This window comes from Hydrogenophaga taeniospiralis CCUG 15921 (assembly GCF_001592305.1).
Lineage (GTDB): Bacteria > Pseudomonadota > Gammaproteobacteria > Burkholderiales > Burkholderiaceae_C > Hydrogenophaga > Hydrogenophaga taeniospiralis.
Genome location: NZ_BCWR01000006.1, coordinates 24,608 through 46,875, shown reverse-complemented (window position 1 = coordinate 46,875; position 22,268 = coordinate 24,608). Strand labels below are relative to the sequence as shown.

General features: G+C 69.6%; 20 protein-coding genes and 1 pseudogene. 9 read left to right on the top strand and 12 right to left on the bottom strand.

The window, feature by feature from the left end:
- Positions 1-4: 4 nt before the first annotated feature.
- Together HTA01S_RS09250 and pyrE are read right to left on the bottom strand one after the other, a co-directional pair.
- Positions 5-703, bottom strand: coding sequence for a DUF4124 domain-containing protein (locus tag HTA01S_RS09250; RefSeq protein WP_245638045.1), 699 nt, complete (start codon positions 701-703; stop codon positions 5-7).
- A gap of 7 nt (positions 704-710) precedes the next feature.
- Entirely contained in the window at positions 711-1,427 is a 717-nt protein-coding gene (gene pyrE / locus HTA01S_RS09245; RefSeq protein WP_068169804.1) for an orotate phosphoribosyltransferase, read from the bottom strand.
- A gap of 10 nt (positions 1,428-1,437) precedes the next feature.
- Between pyrE and HTA01S_RS09240 the strand changes: the two genes are divergently transcribed.
- Positions 1,438-2,229, top strand: a complete 792-nt coding sequence (locus HTA01S_RS09240) for an exodeoxyribonuclease III (protein WP_068170732.1) — start codon at positions 1,438-1,440, stop codon at positions 2,227-2,229.
- A gap of 145 nt (positions 2,230-2,374) precedes the next feature.
- On the opposite strand, the gene HTA01S_RS09235 is transcribed toward HTA01S_RS09240, so the two are convergent.
- The gene (locus HTA01S_RS09235) at positions 2,375-2,866 is read right to left on the bottom strand and encodes a hypothetical protein (RefSeq protein ID WP_068169802.1); all 492 of its coding nucleotides are present in this window, start codon (positions 2,864-2,866) and stop codon (positions 2,375-2,377) included.
- A gap of 104 nt (positions 2,867-2,970) precedes the next feature.
- Positions 2,971-4,641 (bottom strand): phosphoglucomutase (alpha-D-glucose-1,6-bisphosphate-dependent), encoded by a 1,671-nt coding sequence (gene pgm, locus HTA01S_RS09230; protein ID WP_068170729.1) that lies wholly within the window; start codon positions 4,639-4,641, stop codon positions 2,971-2,973.
- 332 nt (positions 4,642-4,973) lie between these two features.
- On the opposite strand from pgm, the gene HTA01S_RS09225 reads away from it, so the two are divergent.
- From HTA01S_RS09225 to HTA01S_RS09210, 4 genes are read left to right on the top strand one after another with little or no spacing between them, the layout of a single operon-like run.
- A complete protein-coding gene (locus HTA01S_RS09225; RefSeq protein ID WP_407656102.1) occupies positions 4,974-5,714 on the top strand; it encodes an endonuclease/exonuclease/phosphatase family protein in 741 nt (246 codons plus the stop codon).
- On the top strand, positions 5,711-6,925 hold the full coding sequence (gene clsB, locus HTA01S_RS09220; protein WP_068169794.1) for a cardiolipin synthase ClsB: 1,215 nt from the start codon (positions 5,711-5,713) through the stop codon (positions 6,923-6,925). The genes HTA01S_RS09225 and clsB overlap by 4 nt, the downstream gene beginning before the upstream one ends.
- Positions 6,922-7,884, top strand: coding sequence for a lysylphosphatidylglycerol synthase domain-containing protein (locus tag HTA01S_RS09215; RefSeq protein WP_084235981.1), 963 nt, complete (start codon positions 6,922-6,924; stop codon positions 7,882-7,884). Before clsB ends, HTA01S_RS09215 begins: the two co-directional genes overlap by 4 nt.
- Before the next feature lie 26 nt (positions 7,885-7,910).
- On the top strand, positions 7,911-8,543 hold the full coding sequence (locus HTA01S_RS09210) for an MBL fold metallo-hydrolase (RefSeq protein WP_068170723.1): 633 nt from the start codon (positions 7,911-7,913) through the stop codon (positions 8,541-8,543).
- A 149-nt stretch (positions 8,544-8,692) separates the two neighbouring features.
- On the opposite strand, the gene HTA01S_RS09205 is transcribed toward HTA01S_RS09210, so the two are convergent.
- Positions 8,693-9,565, bottom strand: coding sequence for a M48 family metallopeptidase (locus HTA01S_RS09205; protein ID WP_068169792.1), 873 nt, complete (start codon positions 9,563-9,565; stop codon positions 8,693-8,695).
- A 46-nt stretch (positions 9,566-9,611) separates the two neighbouring features.
- Here HTA01S_RS09205 and HTA01S_RS09200 point away from each other — a divergent pair, with 46 nt between their 5' ends.
- Complete coding sequence (locus HTA01S_RS09200) at positions 9,612-11,195, top strand: AmpG family muropeptide MFS transporter (protein WP_084235980.1); 1,584 nt, start codon at positions 9,612-9,614, stop codon at positions 11,193-11,195.
- A 65-nt stretch (positions 11,196-11,260) separates the two neighbouring features.
- Here the strand turns inward: HTA01S_RS09200 and HTA01S_RS09195 are convergent, their stop codons facing one another.
- On the bottom strand, positions 11,261-12,868 hold the full coding sequence (locus tag HTA01S_RS09195; RefSeq protein WP_084235979.1) for a class I adenylate-forming enzyme family protein: 1,608 nt from the start codon (positions 12,866-12,868) through the stop codon (positions 11,261-11,263).
- A gap of 87 nt (positions 12,869-12,955) precedes the next feature.
- Between HTA01S_RS09195 and HTA01S_RS09190 the strand changes: the two genes are divergently transcribed.
- Together HTA01S_RS09190 and HTA01S_RS09185 are read left to right on the top strand one after the other, a co-directional pair.
- The gene (locus HTA01S_RS09190; RefSeq protein WP_068169784.1) at positions 12,956-13,675 is read left to right on the top strand and encodes a response regulator; all 720 of its coding nucleotides are present in this window, start codon (positions 12,956-12,958) and stop codon (positions 13,673-13,675) included.
- On the top strand, positions 13,672-14,964 hold the full coding sequence (locus tag HTA01S_RS09185) for an ATP-binding protein (protein ID WP_068169782.1): 1,293 nt from the start codon (positions 13,672-13,674) through the stop codon (positions 14,962-14,964). Before HTA01S_RS09190 ends, HTA01S_RS09185 begins: the two co-directional genes overlap by 4 nt.
- 320 nt (positions 14,965-15,284) lie before the next feature.
- Here HTA01S_RS09185 and HTA01S_RS09180 read toward each other — a convergent pair whose 3' ends face one another.
- The 5 genes from HTA01S_RS09180 to radA form a co-directional block, all read right to left on the bottom strand.
- A complete protein-coding gene (locus HTA01S_RS09180) occupies positions 15,285-15,494 on the bottom strand; it encodes a zinc-finger domain-containing protein (RefSeq protein WP_068169780.1) in 210 nt (69 codons plus the stop codon).
- A 118-nt stretch (positions 15,495-15,612) separates the two neighbouring features.
- On the bottom strand, positions 15,613-16,551 hold the full coding sequence (locus tag HTA01S_RS09175; protein WP_068169777.1) for a branched-chain amino acid transaminase: 939 nt from the start codon (positions 16,549-16,551) through the stop codon (positions 15,613-15,615).
- Between the two features lie 58 nt (positions 16,552-16,609).
- Positions 16,610-17,056, bottom strand: a complete 447-nt coding sequence (locus HTA01S_RS09170; protein ID WP_068169775.1) for a glycerate kinase — start codon at positions 17,054-17,056, stop codon at positions 16,610-16,612.
- Positions 17,053-18,219, bottom strand: a complete 1,167-nt coding sequence (locus tag HTA01S_RS09165) for an acyltransferase family protein (protein ID WP_084235978.1) — start codon at positions 18,217-18,219, stop codon at positions 17,053-17,055. The genes HTA01S_RS09170 and HTA01S_RS09165 overlap by 4 nt, the downstream gene beginning before the upstream one ends.
- 7 nt (positions 18,220-18,226) lie before the next feature.
- A complete protein-coding gene (gene radA, locus HTA01S_RS09160) occupies positions 18,227-19,609 on the bottom strand; it encodes a DNA repair protein RadA (protein WP_068169771.1) in 1,383 nt (460 codons plus the stop codon).
- Positions 19,610-19,680: 71 nt separating this feature from the next.
- Between radA and HTA01S_RS09155 the strand changes: the two genes are divergently transcribed.
- On the top strand, positions 19,681-20,814 hold the full coding sequence (locus tag HTA01S_RS09155; protein WP_068169768.1) for a coiled-coil domain-containing protein: 1,134 nt from the start codon (positions 19,681-19,683) through the stop codon (positions 20,812-20,814).
- A 406-nt stretch (positions 20,815-21,220) separates the two neighbouring features.
- Here HTA01S_RS09155 and HTA01S_RS09150 read toward each other — a convergent pair.
- Positions 21,221-22,258: pseudogene (locus HTA01S_RS09150) on the bottom strand (NAD(P)H-dependent flavin oxidoreductase); the annotation flags it as partial.
- Between the last annotated feature and the right edge of the window lie 10 nt (positions 22,259-22,268).

Genomic DNA, 22,268 nt, shown 5'->3' with positions numbered 1-22,268 from the left:
TGCGTCAGCGTTGCGGCACCGCGCCGCTGCTGGCCGCGGCGTTGCCGCCCCAGAGCTGGCGCAGTTTGGCCAGCTCTTCGTCGAAGCGCGCGTTGATGCGCTTCTTCTCCTGGGCCTGCTCTTCCAGGAAACGTTTCTGCACCTGCATCTGCTGGGTGTTGTCCTCGACCTTGCGCTGCAGCGCCACCGGCGCTTTGCTCGGATCGTTCTGGTAGAACTCCAGCTCGGCCCGGATGTCCTTGCGCTGCTGTTCCAGCGCCTGTTCGCGCTTGTGCACCGCGCCCACGACCTCGTCGATCTGGGCCAGCGCCTCGGCGCGCGCCTTGTCGTGCAAGGCCTGGTTGGGGTAGCGGATCACCAGGGCGCGGTCACGGCGCCGTTCTTCGGCCATGCGCGCGCGCTGTTCGTCCTCGGCCCTGCGCTGTTCGGCCATCCGGGCCCGTTCTTCGGCGGTGTAGCTCGGCGGCAACACGCGGCGCACCAGGCCGGTTCCGTCCAGCTCACGCTGCTCGCGGTCCAGGCACTCGATGATGGGACGGTCCGAGGTGTGGCGCCGCCCTTTGCTGTCGATGCAGGTGTAGATGCCACCCGGATTGGACGATTGCGCCAGGGCGCTCGCCGACACGACGACGCCGGCCAGCCAGGGCAGACCGGCACGGATCAGGCGTTGGCGGTGAAGCGGGGAGGGGGTCGGGGAAAACACGTCGTCCTCAAGCCACACCGTAGCGCTGGCGGTAGGCCAGCACGCGCTCGTGATGAGCCCCAAGCCCCCCACCGGTGTGTGTGGCCAGATACTGCAGCAAATCGGCCAGCCTCGCAATGGCGCAGACCTGCAGGCCGAGTTGTTGTTGCACGTATTGCACCGCACTGTGGTCCACGTCACGCACGGTGCCGTCCGGGCCGGCTTCGGTGGCTTTTTCCTGGCGGTCCAGCGCGATCACCACCGCGTGGGGCGTGGCCCCAGCCGCCTGGATCAGCGCGATCGACTCGCGTGCGGCGGTGCCGGCGCTCATCACGTCGTCCACGATCAGCACCCGGCCCCGGAGCGGCGCGCCCACCAGCGAACCCCCTTCGCCGTGGTCTTTCGCTTCCTTGCGGTTGTAGGCGAACGGCACGTTGCGTCCGAGTCGCGCGAGCTCGATGGCGACCGCCGCGCCCAGCGGAATGCCCTTGTAGGCCGGGCCGAAAATCATGTCGAATTCGAGGCCGCTGTCGAGCAGGGCTTTTGCATAGAATTGCGCGAGCCGGCCGAGCTTGGCGCCGTCGTCGAACAGGCCGGCATTGAAGAAATAGGGCGAGAGCCGCCCGGCTTTGGTCTTGAATTCGCCAAAGCGCAACACGCCTGAGTCCACGCAGAACTGCACGAAGTCCTGCGCCAGCGCGCCACTGTCGGCACCGGTCGCCGCCGGGCCTGTTTCCAACACCATGGGGAATTCCTTGTTCAAACTGACCAGCCTCAACCTCAACGGCATCCGCTCCGCCAGCACCAAAGGGCTGGAGGCCTGGCTCGCCGGGCACGCCCCCGATTGTATTTGCGTGCAGGAAGTCAAGGCCCAGGCGCCCGACGTGAGCGGGCGCTTCGAAGCCATCGCCGGTCTCAAGGGGCATTTCCATTTCGCCGAGAAGAAGGGCTACTCCGGCGTGGCGGTGTACACCCGGCACGAACCGAGCGAGGTCGTCATCGGGTTCGATGGCGGCGAGTTCGACGCCGAGGGCCGCTATGTGGAACTGCGCTTCGACACCCCCCGTGCCAAGCGCTCCATCATCAGCGTGTACTTTCCCAGCGGCTCCTCCGGCCCCGAACGGCAGGAAGCCAAATACCGCTTTCTCGACCTGATCTACCCGCACCTGATGGCGCTCAAGGGCCAGCGCGACTTCATCGTCTGCAGCGACGTCAACATCGCGCACCAGAACGCCGACCTGAAGAACTGGCGCAGCAACCAGAAGAACAGCGGCTTCCTACCCGAAGAGCGCGCCTGGATGACCCGGCTGCTGAACGACGGCGGCATGGTCGACGTGTACCGGCGCCTGCAGCCCGACACCACCGACACCTGCTACACATGGTGGAGCAACCGGGGCCAGGCCTACGCCAACAACGTGGGGTGGCGGCTGGACTACCACCTCGCCACCCCGGCGCTGGCGGCGCTGGCGCGCTCGGAGGCGATCTACAAAGGCGAGAAGTTCAGCGACCACGCCCCCATCACCATCGAGTACGACCTCGACCTGTGAGCATGGCGGGGGTGCCCGCCCCCGCCTCCAAGTGTGACCCGGACGCATGAAGTGGCCCAGCCCAGGACACCGCCGGGCCGGCTTTGCCGGACGGCTGGTGTCGCCCCCTTGAGGGGGTCGTGCGCAGCGCGGCGGGGGTGTTCCCCTACGCCAGGGCCGACTCTGGCAGCAGCTTGGCCAGTCGTTCGCTGATGGCGTCGGCCCGCTCGGTCCCCGCCATGCGCTCGATGTCGAGCAGCATGCGCCGGCTGACCGCCAGCATGGTGTCCACGTCTTTCGCCTCCCGCAGGGCCTCGCGGTGACGCAGTGCCAGCTGGGGGTCGCGTGGGGTGAACATGCGCTCGCTCAGATCAAACAGGAACATGCGCGCGCTGGCCAGGGAGCGCGGCCCGGAAAAACTGTCGGCCGAGACCTGGCGTTCGGGCGGAGCGGTGCGCGCTGTCGTGCGCACCTCGGCGATGTAGCCCTGGGCCAGCAGCTGCGCCACGATGGGACGGCCCAGCCCGCCAAACAGCTGGTTCAGTTCGTCGGTGGAGCGCTGGCCATCGGTCATCAGCAGCACGGCGCGTTCGCGCTGGCCCAGCGTGCGTGCGCCGGGCTGCACTTCAGCCCGGCCTTTGTCGGTTTTGTTCAGCATGGTGTTCCACGGCGGTTCCAGGGACAGGCTGCATGATCGGACGCTTGTGTGACGTTGCCGTGAATCGCCGGGGGCTGTGTACCGCCCGCCACAGGGAGGGGCACTCAGGCCTCGTCGGCCGCCAGCACCGCATCCACCAGCGCCTGCGCCTCTTCCAGCAGGCGCTGCAGGTGTTGCGGGCCGGCGAAGCTTTCGGCGCAGATCCGGTAGATGTCCTCGGTGCCGGACGGGCGGGCCACGAACCAGCCGCTGGCGGTGTTGACCTTGAGGCCACCGATGGCCGCGCGGTTGCCCGGGGCGTGGGTGGTGATGCGCTCGATGCGTTCGCCCGCGAGCGTGTGGGCCTTCACGTCGTGTGCCGACAACCCGGCCAGCCGGGCTTTCTGCACGGGCGTGGCCGGCGCCTGCACCCGCTCGCTCTGCGGCTGGCCCAGCTCGTTCGCCAGCGCGAGGTAGTGGGCGCCCGGATCCTGGCCGGTGCGTGCGGTGATCTCGGCGGCGAGCAGGGCGGCGGTGATGCCGTCCTTGTCGGTGGTCCACACCTGGCCATCGCCGCGCAGAAAACTCGCGCCCCCGCTGTCTTCGCCGGCAAAGCCGAGCGTGCCCTCCAGCAGGCCCGGCGCGTACCACTTGAACCCCACCGGCACCTCGTAGAGCGGGCGGTGCAGCCGGGTGGCCAGGCGGTCGATCAGCTGCGTGCTGACGACGGTCTTGCCGATGCCGGTGTGCTGGCCCCAGCGCGGGCGCAGCCGGAACAGGTAGTCGATCGCCACCGGCTGGTAGTGGCTGGCCGGCAGCAGGCCCGCGCCGGGCGTGACGATGCCGTGGCGGTCGTGGTCGGCGTCGCAGGCGAAGGCGATGTCGAAGCGCTGGCGCAGGTCGATGAGGCGGCGCAGCGTCCAGGGTGACGACGGGTCCATGCGCAGGCAGCCGTCGGCGTCCAGCGGCACGAAGCCGAAGGTGGGGTCCACCGCGTCGCTGATCACCTGCAGGTCGAGCCCGTGGCGCTCGGCGATGGCGGCCCAGTAGTGCACCCCCGCGCCGCCCAGCGGGTCCACCCCGATGCGGACCCGGGCCTCGCGGATGGCCTCCATGTCGATCACGCTGGCCAGGCCGTTCACATAGGCGTGCAGGAAGTCGTGGCGGTGGGTGGTGGCGGCGCGCAACGCCTGGGCGTGGCTCATGCGGTGCACGCCGCCGAGTTCGCGTTCGAGCAGGCGGTTGGCCGTGTCTTCGATGCGCGCCGTGATGGCCGGGCCGGCCGGCCCGCCGTGGGGTGGGTTGTACTTCAGCCCGCCATTGCGCGGCGAGTTGTGCGATGGCGTGATGACGATGCCGTCGGCCAGGGCTTCGCCCGGCGGGCCCTGGCGCTGGCGGTTGTGCGCCAGGATGGCGTGCGACACGGCGGGTGTGGGCGTGGGCTCGTCGTGCGTGGCCAGCAGGGTGTGCACCCCATTGGCCGCCAGCACCTCCAGCGCGCTGGCGCAGGCCGGGGCCGACAGGGCGTGGGTGTCGACGCCCAGGTACAGCGGCCCGGTGACGCCGTGCGCCTTGCGCTCCTGGCAGATGGCCTGCGTGATGGCCAGCACGTGCCATTCGTTGAAGCTGCCGTCCAGCGCCGAACCGCGGTGCCCCGAGGTGCCAAAGACCACGCGCTGAGCCGGCTCCGAGGGGTGGGGTCGCAGATCGTAATAGGCGGCGGTGAGCGCCGCCACGTCGATCAGCGTTTCGGCGCCCGCGAGCTGCCCGGCCAGGGGGCTGGGTTGCGCGGACATGGTCAGACCCGCCGCGCCGCTTTTGCGGCCGGCGTGCGCGGCCCGCACCGCAGGGCGGGCCGCGGGTGCTGGGAATGCCGGTGTGGGGTGGTGGATTTCATGGCGCAGGGATGGGTGCAAGCGTGGTCTGCGGGCCTCAAAACGTCTGTGCGATGACGCACAGTCATGTGGTGAACGACGGGCCAAGATGGAACGCTGCCCGGTCCGTCCGAGGCCGCCCCCATTCAACCCAGGAGCATGGCTGTGTCTTCAAGCCAACACCCGCGTTGGGGCCAACCGTTGGCCCCGCGCATCCCCAGCGCGCTGCCCGCAGCCGACGCGAACCCATGAGCATCCTTCCGTCTTCCCGCTTCCTGCGTGTGCTGACCGTCAACATCCACAAGGGCTACAGCGCCTTCAACCGCCGCTCCGTGCTGCACGGCCTGCGCGAGGCGGTGCGCGCGGTGGGCAGCGACCTCGTGTTCCTGCAGGAGGTCGAAGGCGGTTCGGGGGCCGAGAGCGCGCAGTACGAGTTCCTGGCCGACCAGATCTGGTCCGATCATGCCTACGGGCGCAACGCGGTGGCCGAGGGCCTGGACCACGGCAACGCGGTGCTCTCCCGCTTCCCGGTGCTGCACAGCGCCAACCACGACATCTCGCTGCCCGGCGTGGAGCCGCGCGGCCTGCTGCACTGCGTGCTGGCCATGCCCGACGGCCTGCCCGATCTGCAGGTGATGTGCGTGCACCTGGGGCTGAGGGAGTCGCACCGGCGCCACCAACTGGCGCGCCTGTGCGAGACGGTGCGGCGCGAGGTGCCGGCCGACGCGCCGCTGCTCGTGGCCGGTGACTTCAACGACTGGCGTTCCCGCGCCGACGCCAGCCTGGGCGGCTGCGGGCTCACCGAGGTGTTCCGCCACCACCAGGGGGCGCACGCACGCAGCTTTCCGGCCGGCTTTCCGCTGCTGCGGCTCGACCGCATCTACGTGCGTGGCGTGGCCGCGGCCCGGCCGCTGCCGCTGCCGCTGCGGCCCTGGTCCCGGCTGTCCGACCACGCGCCGCTGGCCGCCGGCATCGACCTGCAGGAGGCACCATGAACTCGCACTGGGTGCCGGGCAACCGCATCACGCTGCTGGAGAACGGCGAGGCCTACTTCCCGCGCGTGTTCGACGCCATCGCCGCGGCCGAGCACGAGGTGCTGCTCGAAACCTTCATCCTGTTCGACGACAAGGTCGGGCGCGAGCTGCAGCAGGCGCTGCTGCGCGCGGCTGGGCGTGGCGCCGTGGTGCACGTGCTGGTCGATGGCTGGGGCTCGCCCGACCTGTCACCGTCGTTCACGCAGCCGCTGCTCGACGCGGGCGTGCGGCTGCGCAGCTTCGAGCCGGCCCGGATCCTGCTTGGCGCGCGCATCAACATGCTGCGGCGCATGCACCACAAGCTGGTGGTGGTGGACGGCCGGCGGGCCTTTGTCGGCGGCATCAATTACGCACTGGACCACCTGGCCGAGTTCGGGCCGCTGGCCAAGCAGGACTACGCGGTCGAGATCGAGGGCCCGCTGGTGGGCCAGATCCAGGCTTTCTGCCGCGCCAACCTGGACGCACCCCAACCCGCGCGCCGCGTGTGGCTGCAGCGCTGGCGCGCCATCCGCACCTGGGGTGGCGAGCCGGATGACGAAGGCGACGGCGACGGAGCCGTGGCCGCCTTCGTCACGCGCGACAACCGCGACCACCGCACCGACATCGAGCGCCACTACCGCGCCGCGGTGCGCAGCGCGCGCGACCGCGTGCTGATCGCCAACGCCTATTTCTTTCCCGGCTACCGGTTCCTGCGCGACCTGCGCCACGCGGCGCGGCGCGGCGTGCGGGTCGACCTGATCCTGCAGGGCTGGCCCGACCAGCCCTGGGTGCAAAAAGCCTCGGCGCTGCTGTACGGTTATCTGATGCGCGCCGGGGTGCATGTCTACGAGTACGGCGAGCGCCCGCTGCACGCCAAGGTGGCGGTGGTCGATGGCCAGTGGGCCACCGTCGGATCGAGCAACCTCGACCCGACCAGCCTCAGCCTGAACCTGGAGGCCAACGTGGTGGTGCGCGACGGCGCGTTCGCCCGGCATCTGGGCCGGCGCCTGGAACACCTGCTGCGGCACGGGTGCCAGCGTGTGCGGCTGCCGACGCCGGGGCCACTGCGCTCGGCCTGGATCGCGCTGCGCAGCCTGGTGGTGTTCCACGTCCTGCGCCGCTACCCGACCTGGGCGCTGCTCAAGCCTGCGCGAGCGCCGCGGGTCGTTCCCCTGCGGGCCGACGCTCCATGAGTCCCTGGGCCCGCACCGCCTGGTCGTGGTTCAAGCGCGTGGCCCCATGGGCACTGGCGGTGCTGGTGCTCGCACTCGTGGTGCGGCAGGCCCGCACGGTGGACTGGCCCGCGGTGTGGCAGGCGCTGCAGCAGATGCCGCCCGGTCGGCTGGCGGCGGCGGCCGGTCTGGCGCTGCTCAGCCATGGCCTGTACGCCAGTTTCGACCTGATCGGGCGCAGGCTTACCGGCCACCGGTTGTCGCCGCGGCGAACCCTCGGCACCGCCGCGATCTGCTACGCCTTCAACCTCAACGCCGGTTCGCTGGTGGGCGGCTTCGCCCTGCGGCTGCGCCTGTACACGCGCTGGGGCCTGTCCGCGTCGACCGTGGCGCAGATCATCGCGCACAGCATGGCGACGAACTGGCTGGGCTACCTCTGGGTGGGCGGCGCGGTGCTGCTGTGGGCGCCGCCCCGCCTGAGCGAGGGCTGGGCGCTGCCGGACCCGGCCCTGCGCGCCATCGGGCTGGCGATGGTGCTGGCGGCGCTGGCTTACCCGGTGCTGTGCCGCTTCGCGCGCCCGCACCGGCTGGCCTGGCGCGGCCAGTCGATCACACTGGCCAGCGCTCCCCTGGCCGTGTGGCAACTGGTGGCGGGTGGCGCGAGCTGGCTGCTGATCGGCGCCACGGTGTGGAGTCTGTTCGGTGGCCGCATCGACTACCCCACCGTGCTCGGGGCCCTGCTGCTGGCGGCGCTGGCCGGCGTGCTGACGCATGTGCCGGCGGGCCTGGGTGTGCTGGAAGCGGTGTTCGTGGCCATGCTGGGCGGCCGCCTGCCGGTGGCCGAGGTGCTCGCCACGGTGCTGGCCTACCGCGCCACCTACTACCTGTTGCCGCTGGCGCTGGCCCTGCCCGCCTACGCGCTGAGCGAGGCGGCTGCGCGGGACCGCAGCGGGGCGGCCGAGGCGCCGGGCCAACGATAATCCGGGCCACCCTCTGGCCCATGCCCATGTTGAAGTACCTCACCGTTCCCGTCACCGCGTTTGCGCAAAACTGCTCCATCGTCTGGTGCGACGAGACGCTGGACGCCGCCGTCATCGACCCCGGCGGCGACCTGGACCGCATCGAATCCGAAGCCCGGCGCCTGGGCGTCACGCTCAAGGCGATCTGGCTCACCCACGCCCACATCGACCACGCCGGTGGCACGGCCGAGCTGGCCCGGCGCCTGGCGCTGCCCGTCATCGGCCCGCACCCGGGCGACCAGTTCTGGATCGACGGCCTGCCGCAACAAAGCCAGATGTTCGGTTTCCCGCCCGCCGGCCCCTTCACGCCCACGCGCTGGCTGGCCGACGGCGACACGGTGCAGATCGGCAACAGCACGCTCAACGTGCGCCATTGCCCGGGCCACACGCCGGGGCACGTGGTGTTCCATTCGCCCGAGGCCAAGCGCGCGTTCGTGGGCGACGTGCTGTTCGCCGGCAGCATCGGGCGCACCGACTTCCCGCAGGGCAACCACGCCCAGCTGATCAGCAGCATCCAGCAGCGCCTCTGGCCCATGGGCGACGACACCGTGTTCATCCCCGGGCACGGGCCGGAGAGCACGTTCGGCGAAGAGCGACGCCACAATCCCTACGTGCGCTGATTGAATCACCCCTGCCGCGCTGCGCGCGACGCCACGAGACCCGCGCAGTGGCCGAGCGTGGGGGCGACGGGCCAGCCGCCGGGCCGCCCCAAGGCAGGCCCAGCCCCCTCGGGGGGCAGCGACCCGCGCAGCGGTGGAGCGTGGGGGCTCTATCCCTTTCGGGCCTGCTCGTACAAGCCCATCACCTTGGGCACATTCGCCTCCAGATCGCGAATGCGGTTCGGGCCGGTGGGGTGGGTCGAGAGAAAACCGATGCCCGGGCCGCCCGTCTTGGCGGCCATCTTCTGCCACAGGCTCACGCTGGCCCGGGGCTGATAGGCGCCGCGTGCCGCGAGCTCCAGGCCCACCAGATCGGCCTCGGACTCGTCCTCGCGGCTGAACCGCAGCGTGAGCAACTGCGACCCCAGCCCGGCGGCCACGTTGCCCAGATCGCCCAGCCCCAGCAGCTGGGCGCCCAGGCGCAGGCCGATGTCGGTGGCGCTGCTCTTGGCCAGGCGCTCGCGCGCGTGTTCGCGCAGCGCATGGGCCATCTCGTGGCCCATGATCATGGCGGTTTCGTCGTCGCTGAGCGCCAGTTGGTCCAGGATGCCGGTGTAGAAGCCGATCTTGCCGCCCGGCATGCAAAAGGCGTTGATCTGCGGGCTCTGGATCAGGTTGACCTGCCATTTCCATTCGCGTGCGCGCGGGTTCCAGGCCGCAGTGTGCGGAATGATGCGCCGCGCGATGGTGTGCAGGCGTTTGACCTGTGGATGGCTGGCGGGCAGCAGCACCTGTTTGCCCTGGGCCTCGCGCATCATCTGCACGTATTGCTGCGTGGCCGCGCCCTCGATTTCGTCGGCCGGCACCAGCTTGCGCAGGGAAGACGGTTTGCCCACGTCGACCTGCGCCGCCACGGGCAGGGTGGTGGTGGCCGCCGAGGCGGCGGCGGCCAGGACGAAGGCGCGCCGCGACGACCAGCCGTGGCCGGGGAGCGGTGCGGAAACGGCAGGGCGGGGGGACTTGAGATCGCAGAGAAGACACATGCCGCCATGATAGGGGGGACGGTTGGCGCATGGGCACAATGGGGGCATGGCCCAACCCACACCCAGCGCTGTCGCGAACGCTTCCCCCAACGCCCCTGACGCCGGCCAGGGAAGGCCGCCTTCCCGCCCGCCCTGGCGCGACACCTTGCGCTCCCTGTGGGACCGGCGTGTGTTGACCATGCTGTTCCTGGGTTTTGCCGCCGGCCTGCCGATCCTGCTGATCTTTTCCTCGCTCTCGCTGTGGCTGGTGGAGGCCGGGGTGGAGCGCGCGGCGGTCACCTTCTTCAGCTGGGCGGCGCTGGGCTATTCGTTCAAGTTCATCTGGGCGCCGCTGGTGGACCGCATGCCGCTGCCCCTGCTGACGCGCTGGCTGGGCCGGCGCCGCGCCTACCTGTTGCTCGCGCAGCTGGGCGTGATCGTGGCCATCGTCGGCATGGCCAGCACGGATCCGGCCAGCGGCCCCACCAGCCTGACCGCCATGGCGCTGTTCGCGGTGCTGCTGGGCTTCATGTCGGCCACGCAGGACATCGTGATCGACGCCTACCGCATCGAGGTGGCTCCGCCCGAGCGGCAGGGCGTGCTGTCCTCGGCCTACATCGCGGGTTACCGGATCGGCATGATCGTGGCGGGCGCGGGCGCGCTGTTTCTGGCCTCGCACTGGGGCTCGGCGCGCGAGGCCTATGTGTACGCCGCCTGGCAGCAGGCCTATCTGGTGATGGCCCTGGCCATGGGCGTGGGGGTGCTGACCACGCTGCTGATCCGCGAGCCCGTGGTTGCCGAGCGCGAACCCCAGCCTTCGGGGGCGCACGCGCGCCTGCTGGCGGTGTTTCTCTGCGCGGTGCTGGGCTTTGTGGGGGTGTTCTGGTCCTGGGGGCAATGGCTGTCGCCGGCCGAGCCTGGCCCCTTGTTGGGTCTGTTGGTGGAGGCCTTGCGCATGGGGGCTGCGCTGGCGTCGGCCTTCGGCGTGGGCGCCTTGATGGTGCACGCGGGCCTGGCCAGCCGGGAACAGGCACGCGAGACCTGGGTGTTGCCGGTGCTGGACTTTTTTCGCCGCTATGGCGCGCACACCGCCTGGCTGCTGCTGGCGCTGATCGGCCTGTACCGCATTTCGGACATCGTGCTGGGCGTGATCTCCAACGTGTTCTACCAGGACATGGGTTTTTCCAAGACCGAGATCGCCTACGCGGTCAAGACCTTTGGTGTGGTGGTGGCCATTGCCGGCGGTTTTGTGGGGGGCTTGCTGACCACGCGCATTGGCGTGATGCGTTCGCTGTTCTGGGGCGCGGTGCTGGCCGCACTGACCAACCTGGGTTTCGTGGCCTTGGCGTTTGCCGGGCACGACGTGCAGCTGATGTACGCCGTGGTCGCGGCCGACAACCTAGCCGCCGGTTTCGCCAGTGCCGCGTTCGTGGCCTTCCTCTCCAGCCTGACCAGCGTGTCCTTCACCGCCGTGCAGTACGCCATCTTCAGCTCGCTCATGACCCTGCTGCCCAAGACGCTGGGCGGCTATTCGGGTGGCATGGTGGACGCGCTGGGCTACCCCGGGTTCTTCATGCTGACGACCTTGATGGGCCTGCCGGTTCTGGTGCTCGTGGTCTTGTCCAAGCGGCTGCTGCCGGTGGGGCGCTGATCTGGCTGGCCACGCGGCTGGTGCCTGCCCAGAACAAGCCCTGAACCGGGCCGTGTTCTGGCGCTTCAGCTCGGGTGCAGGGTGTCGAGCACGGCCCTGAGCGCTGGCTTCTGCACCTTGCCCAGGGCGGTCTTGGGCAGGGCGTTCATCCGGTGCCAGCGGCGCGGCCATTTGTAGCGCGCCAGCCGTCCGTCCAGAAACTCCAGCAGAGGCTGTGTCCAGTCGTCGCCGCTGGGGACGCCCTCGCGCAGCACCAGCACGGCCGCGGCTACTTCGCCCCAGCGCGCGTCCGGCTGGCCGACCACCGCGCACTCGGCCACCAGGGGGTGCTGCAGCAGCAGGTTCTCGATCTCGGCCGGGTAGATGTTTTCGCCGCCGGAAATGATCATGTCCTTGGCGCGGTCCACCACGGTGTAGCTGCCATCGGGCGCCTGCCGTGCCAGGTCGCCGGTGTGGAAAAAGGCCGCGTCGTCGCAGGCGGGCCAGCGCGGCCAGTAGTGGCGCACCACGTTGGGCGCGCGAATCCAGAGTTCGCCCACCTCGCCCTGGGCAACCGCCTGCCCCCGGGCATCGCGCAGTTCGACGCCGACCCCGGGCGCGGGCCAGCCGCACGAACCCAGGTGGCTGCTGGCGCAGCCGGGCGGCAGGGCGATGGAAAACGGCCCGGTTTCCGTGCTGCCGTACACATTGCACACCGGCACGCCGCGCGCGTGAAAGGCCTGCAGCGGCCCGGGCGGCAGCAGGCTGGAGCCGGCCCAGACCGCGCGCAGGCTGGACAGATCGGTGCCGGCCCAGCGCGGGTGCGCGGTCAGCGCCTGCAGCGTGGCGGGCACCTGCAGCGTGAGCGTGGGGCGGTCGGTCTCGAGGCAGGTCAGCATGGCGCCGGCATCGAAGCGCGTGAACAGCAGCACCTGTGCGCCCACCGACAGCGCCGGCAGGGTCTGGATGCACAGCCCGCCCACATGGAACAGCGGCAACGCCGTGGCCACCACGTCGCGTTCGCTCAGGCCCTGCACCTGGGCAGCGATGGCCATGTTGGCCAGCAGGTTGCCCTGGGTGTGGACCGCGCCTTTGGGCTGGCCGGTGGTGCCCGAGGTGTAGACCAGCAGCAGCGGGCGTTGCAAGGGGTCGTCGGTGAGGGGCGGCGGCGACGCATCGCTGGCGGGCGCCGCATCGCCTGTCGGCAAGGAGGGCTCCAGCGCGTGCACAGGCCACAGCGCCAGCGCCGGGTGGGCGCGCCGCACCAGGTCTTGCGCGGCGGCGGCCAGGGCGTCGTCGTGCAGCAGCAGCGTGGGCGTGCAGTCGAGCAGCACCGACGCCCATTCGGCGGGCGAGAGGCGGTGGTTCAGCGGCACCAGCAGCGCACCCAGCCGCGCCAGGGCGAACAGCAGCACGATCTGCGCCGGGTGGTTCAGCCCCAGCCAGGCAACCCGCTCGCCGGGCCGCAGCCCCTGGCGGTGCAGCCATTGCGCGACGCCCTCCACGCGCTGGCGCAGCGCCGCCGCATCGAGCACGGCCCAGTCGGCATCGGTGCTGGTGGCCGCCGGGTCGCGCCAGCGCAGCAGCGGCTGCGTGGGCCGTTGCGTGGCCAGCCGCCCCAGCAGGGCATCGAACGAGCCGGCCGGCAAGGCGGGGGGTGTGACCGTGACCGGCCAGGGCGGAAGTGGCGACATTCACCTTACTTTACGCGAGCCACCCACCCGGTTTACCGGGCCGCGCCACCATGGTGTGCCCTGGTGGACACCGCTACACTGAAACCCATGACATCTCCATTGCTGATGATTGAAGACGACGGCCGCCTCGCCCAGATGGTGGCGGAGTACCTCGGCCAGTCGGGGTTCGAGGTCACCCACGCCGCCGACGGTGAAAAAGGCCTGGAGCAACTCCAGCTGGCGCTGCCCGAGCTGGTCATCCTGGATCTGATGATGCCGGGCATCGACGGGCTCGAAGTCTGCCGCCGCATCCGTGCCCTGCCGGGCGAGGCCGCCCGCGTGCCCGTGATCATGCTCACCGCCAAGGGCGACCCGATGGACCGCATCATCGGGCTGGAGATGGGGGCCGACGACTACCTGCCCAAGCCCTTCGAGCCGCGCGAGCTGCTCGCGCGCATCCGCGCCGTGTTGCGCCGTCGTTCGGAAAACGGCGGGGCCACCTCCACCACGCGCAGCACGCCGGTGCTGCGCTTCGGCTCCCTGGAAATCGACCGCGACGCCCGCTCGGTGCAGGTCGGCGGGGTGGCGTGTGAGCTGACCTCGTACCAGTTCGACCTGCTGGTGGCGCTGGCCGAGCGCGCCGGGCGCGTGCTCACGCGCGACCAGATCATGGAGGCCGTGCGCGGGCGCGAACTCGAAGCCTTCGACCGCTCCATCGACGTGCACATCGGCCGCATCCGCAACGCCATCGAAACCGACAGCAAAGACCCCAAGCGCATCCTCACGGTGCGTGGCGTGGGCTACGTTTTCGCGAAGCTGCAGGAATGAAGAGCCTGCTCGGGCAGCGCCTGTACCTGCGCATCTGGCTGGCGGTGGTCGCCGCGGTGGCGGTGTTGACCCTGGTGGTCGGCTGGTTGTGGCAGATGGCGCTCGACCGCGACCGGCAGGAGCGCGACGCCCGCATGGCGCGCGAGATCGTGCTGCGCAACAGCGCGGGCGAGGTGGTGGGCCAGTCGCCGGCGAAGGCCGTGCGTGTGCCCGGCCAGGGGCTGGAATTCCAGGTCACGATGAAAGACGGCCAGACCCTGTACGTCCAGCTGCCGCGCCCCAACCGGCCCCCCGGCAGCGTGGTGTCGTCCCGGCGCGCCCCCCTGGGGCTGGAGGCACCGTTTGGCTTTGCCTGGCTGCTGGGCATGGTGGCGCTGGCCGTGGCCTTTGGCGCGTACCCGATCGTGCGCCGTCTGACCAAGCGGCTCGAAGCGCTGCAAAAAGGGGTTGAGCGCTGGGGCCAGGGGGATCTGTCCACGCGGCTGCCGGTGCATGGGCAGGACGAGGTGGCCTTCCTGGCCGCGCGCTTCAACGCCGCCGCCGAGCGCGTGCAGACCCTGCTGATGTCGCACAAGGCACTGCTGGCCAACGCCTCGCACGAACTGCGCTCGCCACTGGCGCGCATCCGCATGGGGCTGGAGCTGTTGGGGCGCGACAACGCCACCACCGGCCAGCGCGCCGAGATCGCGCGCAGCATCGAAGAACTCGACCAGCTCATCGACGAGATCCTGCTCGCCAGCCGGCTCGACGTGCGCGATGCCAACGACAGCTCGGTCCTGGGGCCCACGGAGGAAGTGGACCTGGTGGGCCTGGCGGCCGAAGAATGCGCCCGCACCGGCGCCGAGCTGGAGATCGCCGAGGGCGCCTCGCCGGTGCTCGTCCAGGGCCACGCCCGCCTGTTGCGCCGCCTGCTGCGCAACCTGCTGGAGAACGCGCGGCGCTATGGCGTGCGCGCATCGCAGCCGGAGGCGGCCGGCGACGCCGACGTGCACCTGCGCATCTTCGTGCGGACGGTGGAGCCGGCTCGGCGCTCGCGCAGCGCCATGCCCGCCACCCAGGTTTCCCGCGCCGTGGTGTGGGTCGAGGACCACGGGCCAGGGGTGCCGCCCGAGCTGCGCGAGCGCATCTTCGAGCCGTTTTACCGCCTGCCCGGCGCCAGCGAGCGCGAGGGTGGGGTCGGCCTGGGGCTGGCGCTGGTCAAGACCATTGCCGAGCGCCATGGCGGCAGCGTGCGCTGTGAGGGCAGCGAAGGCGGCGGCGCCCGTTTCGTGGTCGAACTGCCGCTGTAGGCGTGGATTTGTGATCTGGATCACAAACATTTCGGGTCATATTCACCCTCGAAATACCACAAATCCCCCAAACGGGGGATGGCGCAAAAGCATGTGGCGGCGCACAATTTAAGTTGTTGCTGTCACAACATCACCAACAGACGGATCCGGCAAACAACACACGTCACAAGCACGTTTGAAACTGGTCTCCCAACGACGTCCTTCCAAGGACCTTCCAAAAGCCACCTCCGGGTGGCTTTTTTTTGGCCTGCCGCGCCGTCGCCCAAAAAAATGGGCCGACACCCAGGTCGGCCCATGCGGCTCATGCCGACGCTTCGGGATCAGTGCCCGTGCGAAACCGTCTCGCCGGCCTTGAGCCGGTACACCGTGCCGCAGTAGGGGCAGCGCGCCTCGCCCGTGGTGGCGATGTCCAGATACACCTTGGGGTGGGAGTTCCAGAGCTTCATGTCGGCCTTGGGGCTGGGGCAGAAGATGCCGCCCTGGTGGTTCAGATCGGCGGCAGCGAGTTCGATGGTGGAAGAAGTGCTCATAGGAATATTCAGGTTCGGTGGAAATGCCGGGACTTGTTCCAGTGGCACCGCGGAACCGGCTTTGCCGGGCCGCAGGTGCTGCCCCCTTGGGGGTGACGCCGCAGGCGGCGCGGGGGGATCACACTTTCGTCAGCCAGTGGGCGTATTTGTCATTGCGGCCATTGACGATGTCAAAGAACGCGCTCTGGATCTTCTCGGTGATCGGGCCGCGGCTGCCGGCGCCGAGTTCGATGCGGTCCAGCTCACGGATCGGGGTCACTTCGGCGGCGGTGCCGGTGAAGAAGGCCTCGTCGGCGATGTAGACCTCGTCGCGCGTGATGCGCTTCTGCACGATCTCCAGGCCCAGGTCCTTGGCGATGTGGAACACGGTGTTGCGGGTGATGCCATTGAGCGCACCGGCCGAGAGGTCGGGCGTGTAGATCACGCCGTTCTTCACCACGAAAATGTTTTCACCGGCACCTTCGCTCACGAAACCCGAGCTGTCCAGCAGCAGGGCCTCGTCGTAGCCCTCGTCGGTCACTTCCATGTTGGCCAGGATGGAGTTGGTGTAGTTGCTCACCGCCTTGGCCTGCGTCATGGTGATGTTGACGTGGTGGCGGGTGTAGCTGCTGGTCTTGACGCGGATGCCGCGCTTCAAACCCTCTTCACCCAGGTAGGCGCCCCAGGCCCAGGCCGCGACCATCAGGTGGATGGTGTTGCCCTTGGGGCTGACGCCCAGCTTCTTGTCGCCGATCCAGGTCAGCGGGCGGATGTAGCAGCTCTCGAGCTTGTTTTCGCGTACCACGGCCTTCTGGGCCTCGTTCACTTCTTCCTTGGTGAACGGCAGCTTCATGCGCAGGATCTTGGCGCTGTTGAACAGGCGCTCGGTGTGCTCTTCCAGACGGAAGATGGCCGTGCCGCCCGCCGCGTTGTAGGCGCGCACGCCTTCGAACGCGCCGCAACCGTAGTGCAGCGTGTGGGTCAGCACATGGATCTTGGCATCGCGCCAGTCGACCATCTGGCCGTCCATCCAGATCTTGCCGTCGCGGTCAGACATCGAGGGAACTACGGGGCTCATGCATTCGTCCTTTGGAGATGAGGGGGTGGCCCGGGGCCAGGCCTGCCAACCGGCGATTTTACGGCGCGGTATCCGGCGCCGGGGCGGGCGCTGTTTCCGTGCCCGGGTCGGCCGCCGGGCGGTTCAGCACCCAGATCTGCAGCCGACCGCCCCGGAATGTGGCGGTCACCGATGAGGCGCTGCCGTCGGTCCAGCGGAACACTTCGGGCTCCTCGCCCTCGACGGACAGGCGTTCACCGAGCGCGCGCGTCATGGCGATCACGTGCATCAGCGTCACGCCGGTCTTGAGCTTTGCGTTGAGCATGACGGCGCTGTCCACCCAGCCGATCGGCCGGTTCGCGGCCCGTTTCATGACCGTCATCAGCCGCGTGAAGTGCAGCAGCAGCCACATGAGCAGGCCGCCCGACACGGCAACCACGCCGGGCCAGCCGTAGCGCTGCCAGGCCACATAAACGAGGAACAGGGCGGCGAGCGCCAGGGTTGCGTTTTTCACACGGGTGTTCATGGAGTTTGGGGCGGTGGAAGTGAGGGATTCTGCGATGTCTGGCTCAAGGTCCTCCTGGGCGCCCGCTGGCGCCGGGCCAGCCAGGCCAGGGCCGGCTTTTCCACCCACTCGTGGCTCGCGAAGGCCAGCAACAGGGTGATGACCAGGCAAAGGCCGAGCGCCCCTGCGCTGCCCTGGATGGTGTTCCATGGCAGGGGCAGGAGCTTGGGCAGCCAGCGCAGCACCGGGAAATGCCAGAGGTAGATGCCATAGCTCCAGTCTCCGAGGCGCACCAGGACGGTGGAGCCCAGCCAGCGCACGCTTTTGCCCGGATGGATCAGTGCGGCGATCACCAGGGCGATGGACAGCCCGGCCAGCAGATCCCAGGTGACCAGCAGGGGTCCGCCTTTTTCCAGCACGGCCTTGTTGGCGTCGAGCAGCCAGAGCAGCGCGACATAGATGGCCACCGCCGGCAGCAGCAGGGCGCGGCGGACCGCCAGGTGGGCGGAACCGGCCCAGTGGTTGATGGACAGCCCCGCCACGAACAGGAACAGCATGCCCGGGAAGGCCTTCAGCAGGTACGCATAGCGCTGCAGGCTTTCGCCAGCATGCTGTTGCGCCACGCCGGCGCGCCAGCCCAGGCTGACCAGCAAGGCCATGACCACGATGGGCCACAGCCCCCACCGACGCTGGCACAGCAGCAGGAGCGGCAGCAGCAGATAGAACAGCAGCTCCACCGGCAGCGTCCACCACACCCCGTTGTACATGTTGACCCCACCGGGCAGCGGTGCCAGCCAGAGCAGGAAGTTGCCCACCAGTTGCCGCGCCTCAAGGAACTGGAACGAGCCCAGGAAGGCGTAGGTGGCGACGATGGAGATGGCGAGCTGGACCCAGAGCGCCGGGTAGATGCGCATGAAGCGCCGTTGCCAGAACTGGACGACGTCGTGCCGGGTCAGCGGCCGGTTCCAGATGGTTGCGGCCAGCAGGTAGCCCGACAGCACGAAAAACCAATGAACGCCGATCCATCCATAGTCGATGAAAAAGAAGGGCGCCCAGTCCGTGCCCAGGAACGAGACGCTCCTGTGGTGGTTGGCGAGAGCGGGAAAGTTGCCGATCCAGTGGTAAAGCAGCACCAGCAAGGCGGCCATGCCCCGCAGACCGTGCAAGACGGGATTGAATTTCATGGTCCCCTCAATCGGCGAGTTGGCGGACCAGGGACATGGCCTCTTCGATGCGCTCCACGGCGTGGATGGTCAGGCCCTCGAAGGCCTTGTCGTTTTTCTTCGGCGCGTTGGCCTTGGGCACCACCGCCACGGAAAATCCGAGTTTGGCGGCTTCCTTCAGCCGCTCCTGCCCGCGCGGCGCCGGGCGCACTTCGCCGGCCAGGCCCACCTCGCCAAAGGCGATGAAACCCTTGGGCAGGGCCTTGCCGCGCAGGCTGCTGGTGATGGCGAGCATCACCGCCAGGTCGGCCGCCGGTTCGCTGATGCGCACGCCGCCCACCGCGTTGACGAACACGTCCTGGTCCATGCAGGCCACGCCGGCGTGGCGGTGCAGCACGGCCAGCAACATCGCCAGGCGGTCGCGGTCCAGGCCCACACTGAGGCGCCGCGGCGACGGGCCGCCGCTGTCCACCAGCGCCTGGATCTCCACCAGCATCGGCCGTGTGCCCTCCAGCGTCACCATCACGCAGCTGCCCGGCACGGGTTCCGAGTGTTGCGACAGAAAGATCGCGCTCGGGTTGCTCACGCCCTTGAGGCCGCGCTCGGTCATGGCGAACACGCCGATCTCGTTCACGGCGCCGAAGCGGTTCTTGATCGCGCGGATCAGGCGAAAGCTCGAGTGCGTGTCGCCTTCGAAATACAGGACGGTGTCGACCATGTGCTCCAGCACGCGCGGGCCGGCCAGCGCGCCTTCCTTGGTCACGTGGCCCACCAGCACGATGGCCGTGCCGCTGGCCTTGGCCGCGCGCGTCAGGTGGGCGGCGCATTCGCGCACCTGCGCCACCGAACCGGGTGCGCTGGTGAGCTGTTCGGAGTACACGGTCTGGATCGAGTCGATCACGGCGATGGCGGGTTGGGTGTGGTCCAGCGTGGCGAGGATCTTCTCCAGCTGGATCTCGGCCAGCACGCTGACCTGCGAGCCGTCCAGTCCGAGCCGGCGCGAGCGCAGCGCCACCTGGGCGCCACTCTCTTCACCCGTGACGTAGAGCGTCTTCTGACCGGAGCGCTGCAGCGAATCCAGCGCCTGCAGCAGCAGGGTGGATTTACCGATGCCCGGGTCGCCGCCGATCAGCACCACGCCGCCTTCCACGATGCCACCACCCAGCACGCGGTCCAGTTCGTCGTGGCCGGTGGGCGTGCGCTGCACGTCGGTGGCGTCGATGTCGGCCAGGGTGGTGACCTCGGCCGTCTTGGCCAGCGAGGCGAAGCGGTTCTTCGCCGGGGCCGACGGCGATTCGGCCACCGATTCGATCAGCGTGTTCCAGGCGTTGCAGTGCGGGCACTTGCCCAGCCACTTGGGGCTGGTGCCGCCGCATTCGTTGCAGGTGTATTGGGTTTTGTCTTTGGCCATGTGGCAGGCAATATAGTCGAGTCCCGCCGGGCCGGCTCCGGCCCGGCCTGCCCCCTGGACCCCTTTCGCCCGTGCCCCACCACCCCTCCCCGCCGCCCGCCGCGGTCTTGCGCGCGCTGCCGCCCGGCGAGCAGCCGCTCTCGGCCGCCGCGCGGGCCTTCAACCTGCAACTGACCCGCGTCGACAAGCTCAAGGCGCAGCTCGACGAGCTGGACGCGCTGGGCCAGGCGCACCGGGTGGAGTTGCACCGCTGGGTCGCGCCCTTGCAGCAGCGCCAGCGCCAACGCATGCGCGAGCTGGCCTTGTGGCTGGCGGAGTGCCTGCAGGGCAAGACCCTGAGTCGCCTGCAGCAGGCGACGGCGACCGAAGCCCTGTGTCGGCTGGCGCAGACCCTGGCCGAGGAGGGCGATCGCGCCATGGCTGCGCTGCACGACCAGCACAGCCCGCAGACGCTGGCGCAGAAGAAGCAGGCCGCGGCCGATGCCCTGCGCGAGCGGCTGGAACAGGTGCTGGGCGAACCGCTGGCTGATGCCAGTGAAGACGCGTCGATGGAAGAGCTGTTGCGCGCCGGCATGGCGCGGCTGCGCGAGTCGCAGGACGAAGAACAGGCGCGCCGCCAGGCGAAGGCGAAGGCCCGCAAGGCGCGGCAGAAACCCGGCGCGGAACAGACCCAGGCCCAGGTGCAGCAGGCCGACGCCGAGACGCAGCTGCGCACGCTGTTCCGCCAGCTCGCCAGCGCTTTGCACCCGGACCGCGAGACCGACGCCCAGGAGCGCCTGCGCAAGACCGCGCTCATGAGCGAGGCCAACGCCGCCTACGGCCGCAAGGATCTGGTGACGCTGATGCAGATCCAGCTGCGCGCCGAGCTGGCCGACCCGGCCGCCGTGTCGCGCCTGGCCGACGACCGGCTGGCTGCGCTGACCCTGTTGCTCAAACAGCAGGTGGCTGGGCTGGAGCGCGAGCGCGCCGCGCGCCAGCAGCGTCTGGCGGGCGAGTTCGACCTGCCACCGGGCCAGGTGGCCAACCCGAACACGCTCAAACAGCATCTGCTGGCCCAGGTGGCAGCGCTGGAGTCGGCCGTGGCGCAGACCGAGCAGGATCTGGAGCGGGTGCAGGAACCCGCCGGCCTCAAGCGCTGGCTCAACCAGCAGCGCGAAACACCGGGTCGTGTGCGTGCGGACCGCGATCCCGACGACTATTTCTGAACCGCGCCTTGTGGACTTACTTCGCCGGGTGGCTGTAGCGGCGTTTCACTTCGGCGATCTCCACCGAGTAGCTGGCGTACCAGCGCTCGCGCCCCAGCTGCTGCGCGGCCAGGTGGTCGGTGTGCTGTTTCCAGGCGCGGATGCTGGCCTCATCGGGCCAGTAAGAGAGAGCGATTTCCTGGTCGCCTTCGGTGGCAGCGGTGAAATCCAGGCAACCGAACTGGGTCAATGCCAGTTCACGCATCTGAGCCGCCATGGCGCTGTATTCGGCGTCGAGCGCGCGCGCCTTGGCGCGGAAGATCACGACAAACCCGGATTCCAGCGCCGGGCCGCCCCCAGCTGGAATCGCGGCCCCCTCGGGGGGCAGCGACCCGCGCAAGCGGTGGAGCGTGGGGGCCATGGACTCGAATCCTTGGATGAGTTGACGGGTGATTTCGGCCGCCGGCAGCGACCGGCAGCCGCTGGCGTTCTGGCCTGACCACAGCGGTGAAAAGTCGCCACTGCCCAACGCCTCGAAGTGCGCGCGCAGCGGCGCCATGGCGGCGGTGGCGAGCGGGAAGGCCGGCGCGGCGGGGCTCAGGGGGCCGAGTTCGCGCATCACGCGGTTGACGATGCCGCGCGCCGGCCGGCCGGTGAACACGTTGGTGAGTGCGGTGTGGCGCGCGGCATCGCTCTGCAGGGCGGCGCGGTGCAGTGCGCTGGTGGTGGCTTCAGCGCTGCACAGGTAAGCCGTGCCCACCTGCACGCCCGCCGCGCCCAGCGCCATCGCCGCGGCCACCCCCGCCGCGTCGGCGATGCCGCCGGCCGCGATCACCGGCACGTTCACCGCCGCCGCGATCTGCGGCAGCAGCGCGAAACTGCCCATCTGCTGGCTGAGGTCGTGCGACAGAAAGTGCCCTCGGTGGCCGCCCGCTTCCAGGCCCTGGGCAATCACCGCATCGGCGCCATGGGCCACGAGCCAGCGCGCCTCGTCCACCGTGGTGGCGCTGGACAGCACCACGCTGCCCCAGCTTTTCACGCGGGCCACCAGATCGGACGTCGGCAGACCGAAGTGAAAACTCACCACCGGCGGGCGGAAGGGTTCGAGCAGGTCGGCCGTTGCGGCGCTGAACGGGACGCGGCCGGCGCCGGCCGGCACCGCGGCGAGGTCCAGCCCGGCTTCGGCATAGAAGGGTGCGAGCGCAGCGCGCCAGGTGGCTTCGCGGGCCGTATCGGGCTCGGGCGGGGTGTGGCAGAAGAAGTTGACGTTCCAGGGACGCTGCGTGCCGGCTCTCAGGGTCGTCAGCTCGCGCTGCAGGGCCTCGGGCGTGAGCATGGCGCCGGGCAGCGAGCCCAGGCCGCCGGTGTTGCTCACCGCAATGGCCAGGGCAGCGCCCTGCACGCCGGCCATCGGGGCCTGGATCAACGGGAATTCGGTGTTCAGCAGCTCGGTCAGGATGGTCATGCGCGGATTG

What these genes read in the sequence shown, in the direction of transcription:
- HTA01S_RS09170 (WP_068169775.1), bottom strand. Translation starts at nt 17,056, where the DNA reads ATGAACACCCGTGTGAAAAACGCAACCCTGGCGCTCGCCGCCCTGTTC.
- HTA01S_RS09235 (WP_068169802.1), bottom strand. Translation starts at nt 2,866, where the DNA reads ATGCTGAACAAAACCGACAAAGGCCGGGCTGAAGTGCAGCCCGGCGCA.
- HTA01S_RS09215 (WP_084235981.1), top strand. Translation starts at nt 6,922, where the DNA reads ATGAGTCCCTGGGCCCGCACCGCCTGGTCGTGGTTCAAGCGCGTGGCC.
- HTA01S_RS09190 (WP_068169784.1), top strand. Translation starts at nt 12,956, where the DNA reads ATGACATCTCCATTGCTGATGATTGAAGACGACGGCCGCCTCGCCCAG.
- HTA01S_RS09165 (WP_084235978.1), bottom strand. Translation starts at nt 18,219, where the DNA reads ATGAAATTCAATCCCGTCTTGCACGGTCTGCGGGGCATGGCCGCCTTG.
- HTA01S_RS09200 (WP_084235980.1), top strand. Translation starts at nt 9,612, where the DNA reads ATGGCCCAACCCACACCCAGCGCTGTCGCGAACGCTTCCCCCAACGCC.
- clsB (WP_068169794.1), top strand. Translation starts at nt 5,711, where the DNA reads ATGAACTCGCACTGGGTGCCGGGCAACCGCATCACGCTGCTGGAGAAC.
- HTA01S_RS09195 (WP_084235979.1), bottom strand. Translation starts at nt 12,868, where the DNA reads ATGTCGCCACTTCCGCCCTGGCCGGTCACGGTCACACCCCCCGCCTTG.
- HTA01S_RS09205 (WP_068169792.1), bottom strand. Translation starts at nt 9,565, where the DNA reads ATGTGTCTTCTCTGCGATCTCAAGTCCCCCCGCCCTGCCGTTTCCGCA.
- radA (WP_068169771.1), bottom strand. Translation starts at nt 19,609, where the DNA reads ATGGCCAAAGACAAAACCCAATACACCTGCAACGAATGCGGCGGCACC.
- pgm (WP_068170729.1), bottom strand. Translation starts at nt 4,641, where the DNA reads ATGTCCGCGCAACCCAGCCCCCTGGCCGGGCAGCTCGCGGGCGCCGAA.
- HTA01S_RS09210 (WP_068170723.1), top strand. Translation starts at nt 7,911, where the DNA reads ATGTTGAAGTACCTCACCGTTCCCGTCACCGCGTTTGCGCAAAACTGC.
- HTA01S_RS09180 (WP_068169780.1), bottom strand. Translation starts at nt 15,494, where the DNA reads ATGAGCACTTCTTCCACCATCGAACTCGCTGCCGCCGATCTGAACCAC.
- HTA01S_RS09175 (WP_068169777.1), bottom strand. Translation starts at nt 16,551, where the DNA reads ATGAGCCCCGTAGTTCCCTCGATGTCTGACCGCGACGGCAAGATCTGG.
- HTA01S_RS09185 (WP_068169782.1), top strand. Translation starts at nt 13,672, where the DNA reads ATGAAGAGCCTGCTCGGGCAGCGCCTGTACCTGCGCATCTGGCTGGCG.
- pyrE (WP_068169804.1), bottom strand. Translation starts at nt 1,427, where the DNA reads ATGGTGTTGGAAACAGGCCCGGCGGCGACCGGTGCCGACAGTGGCGCG.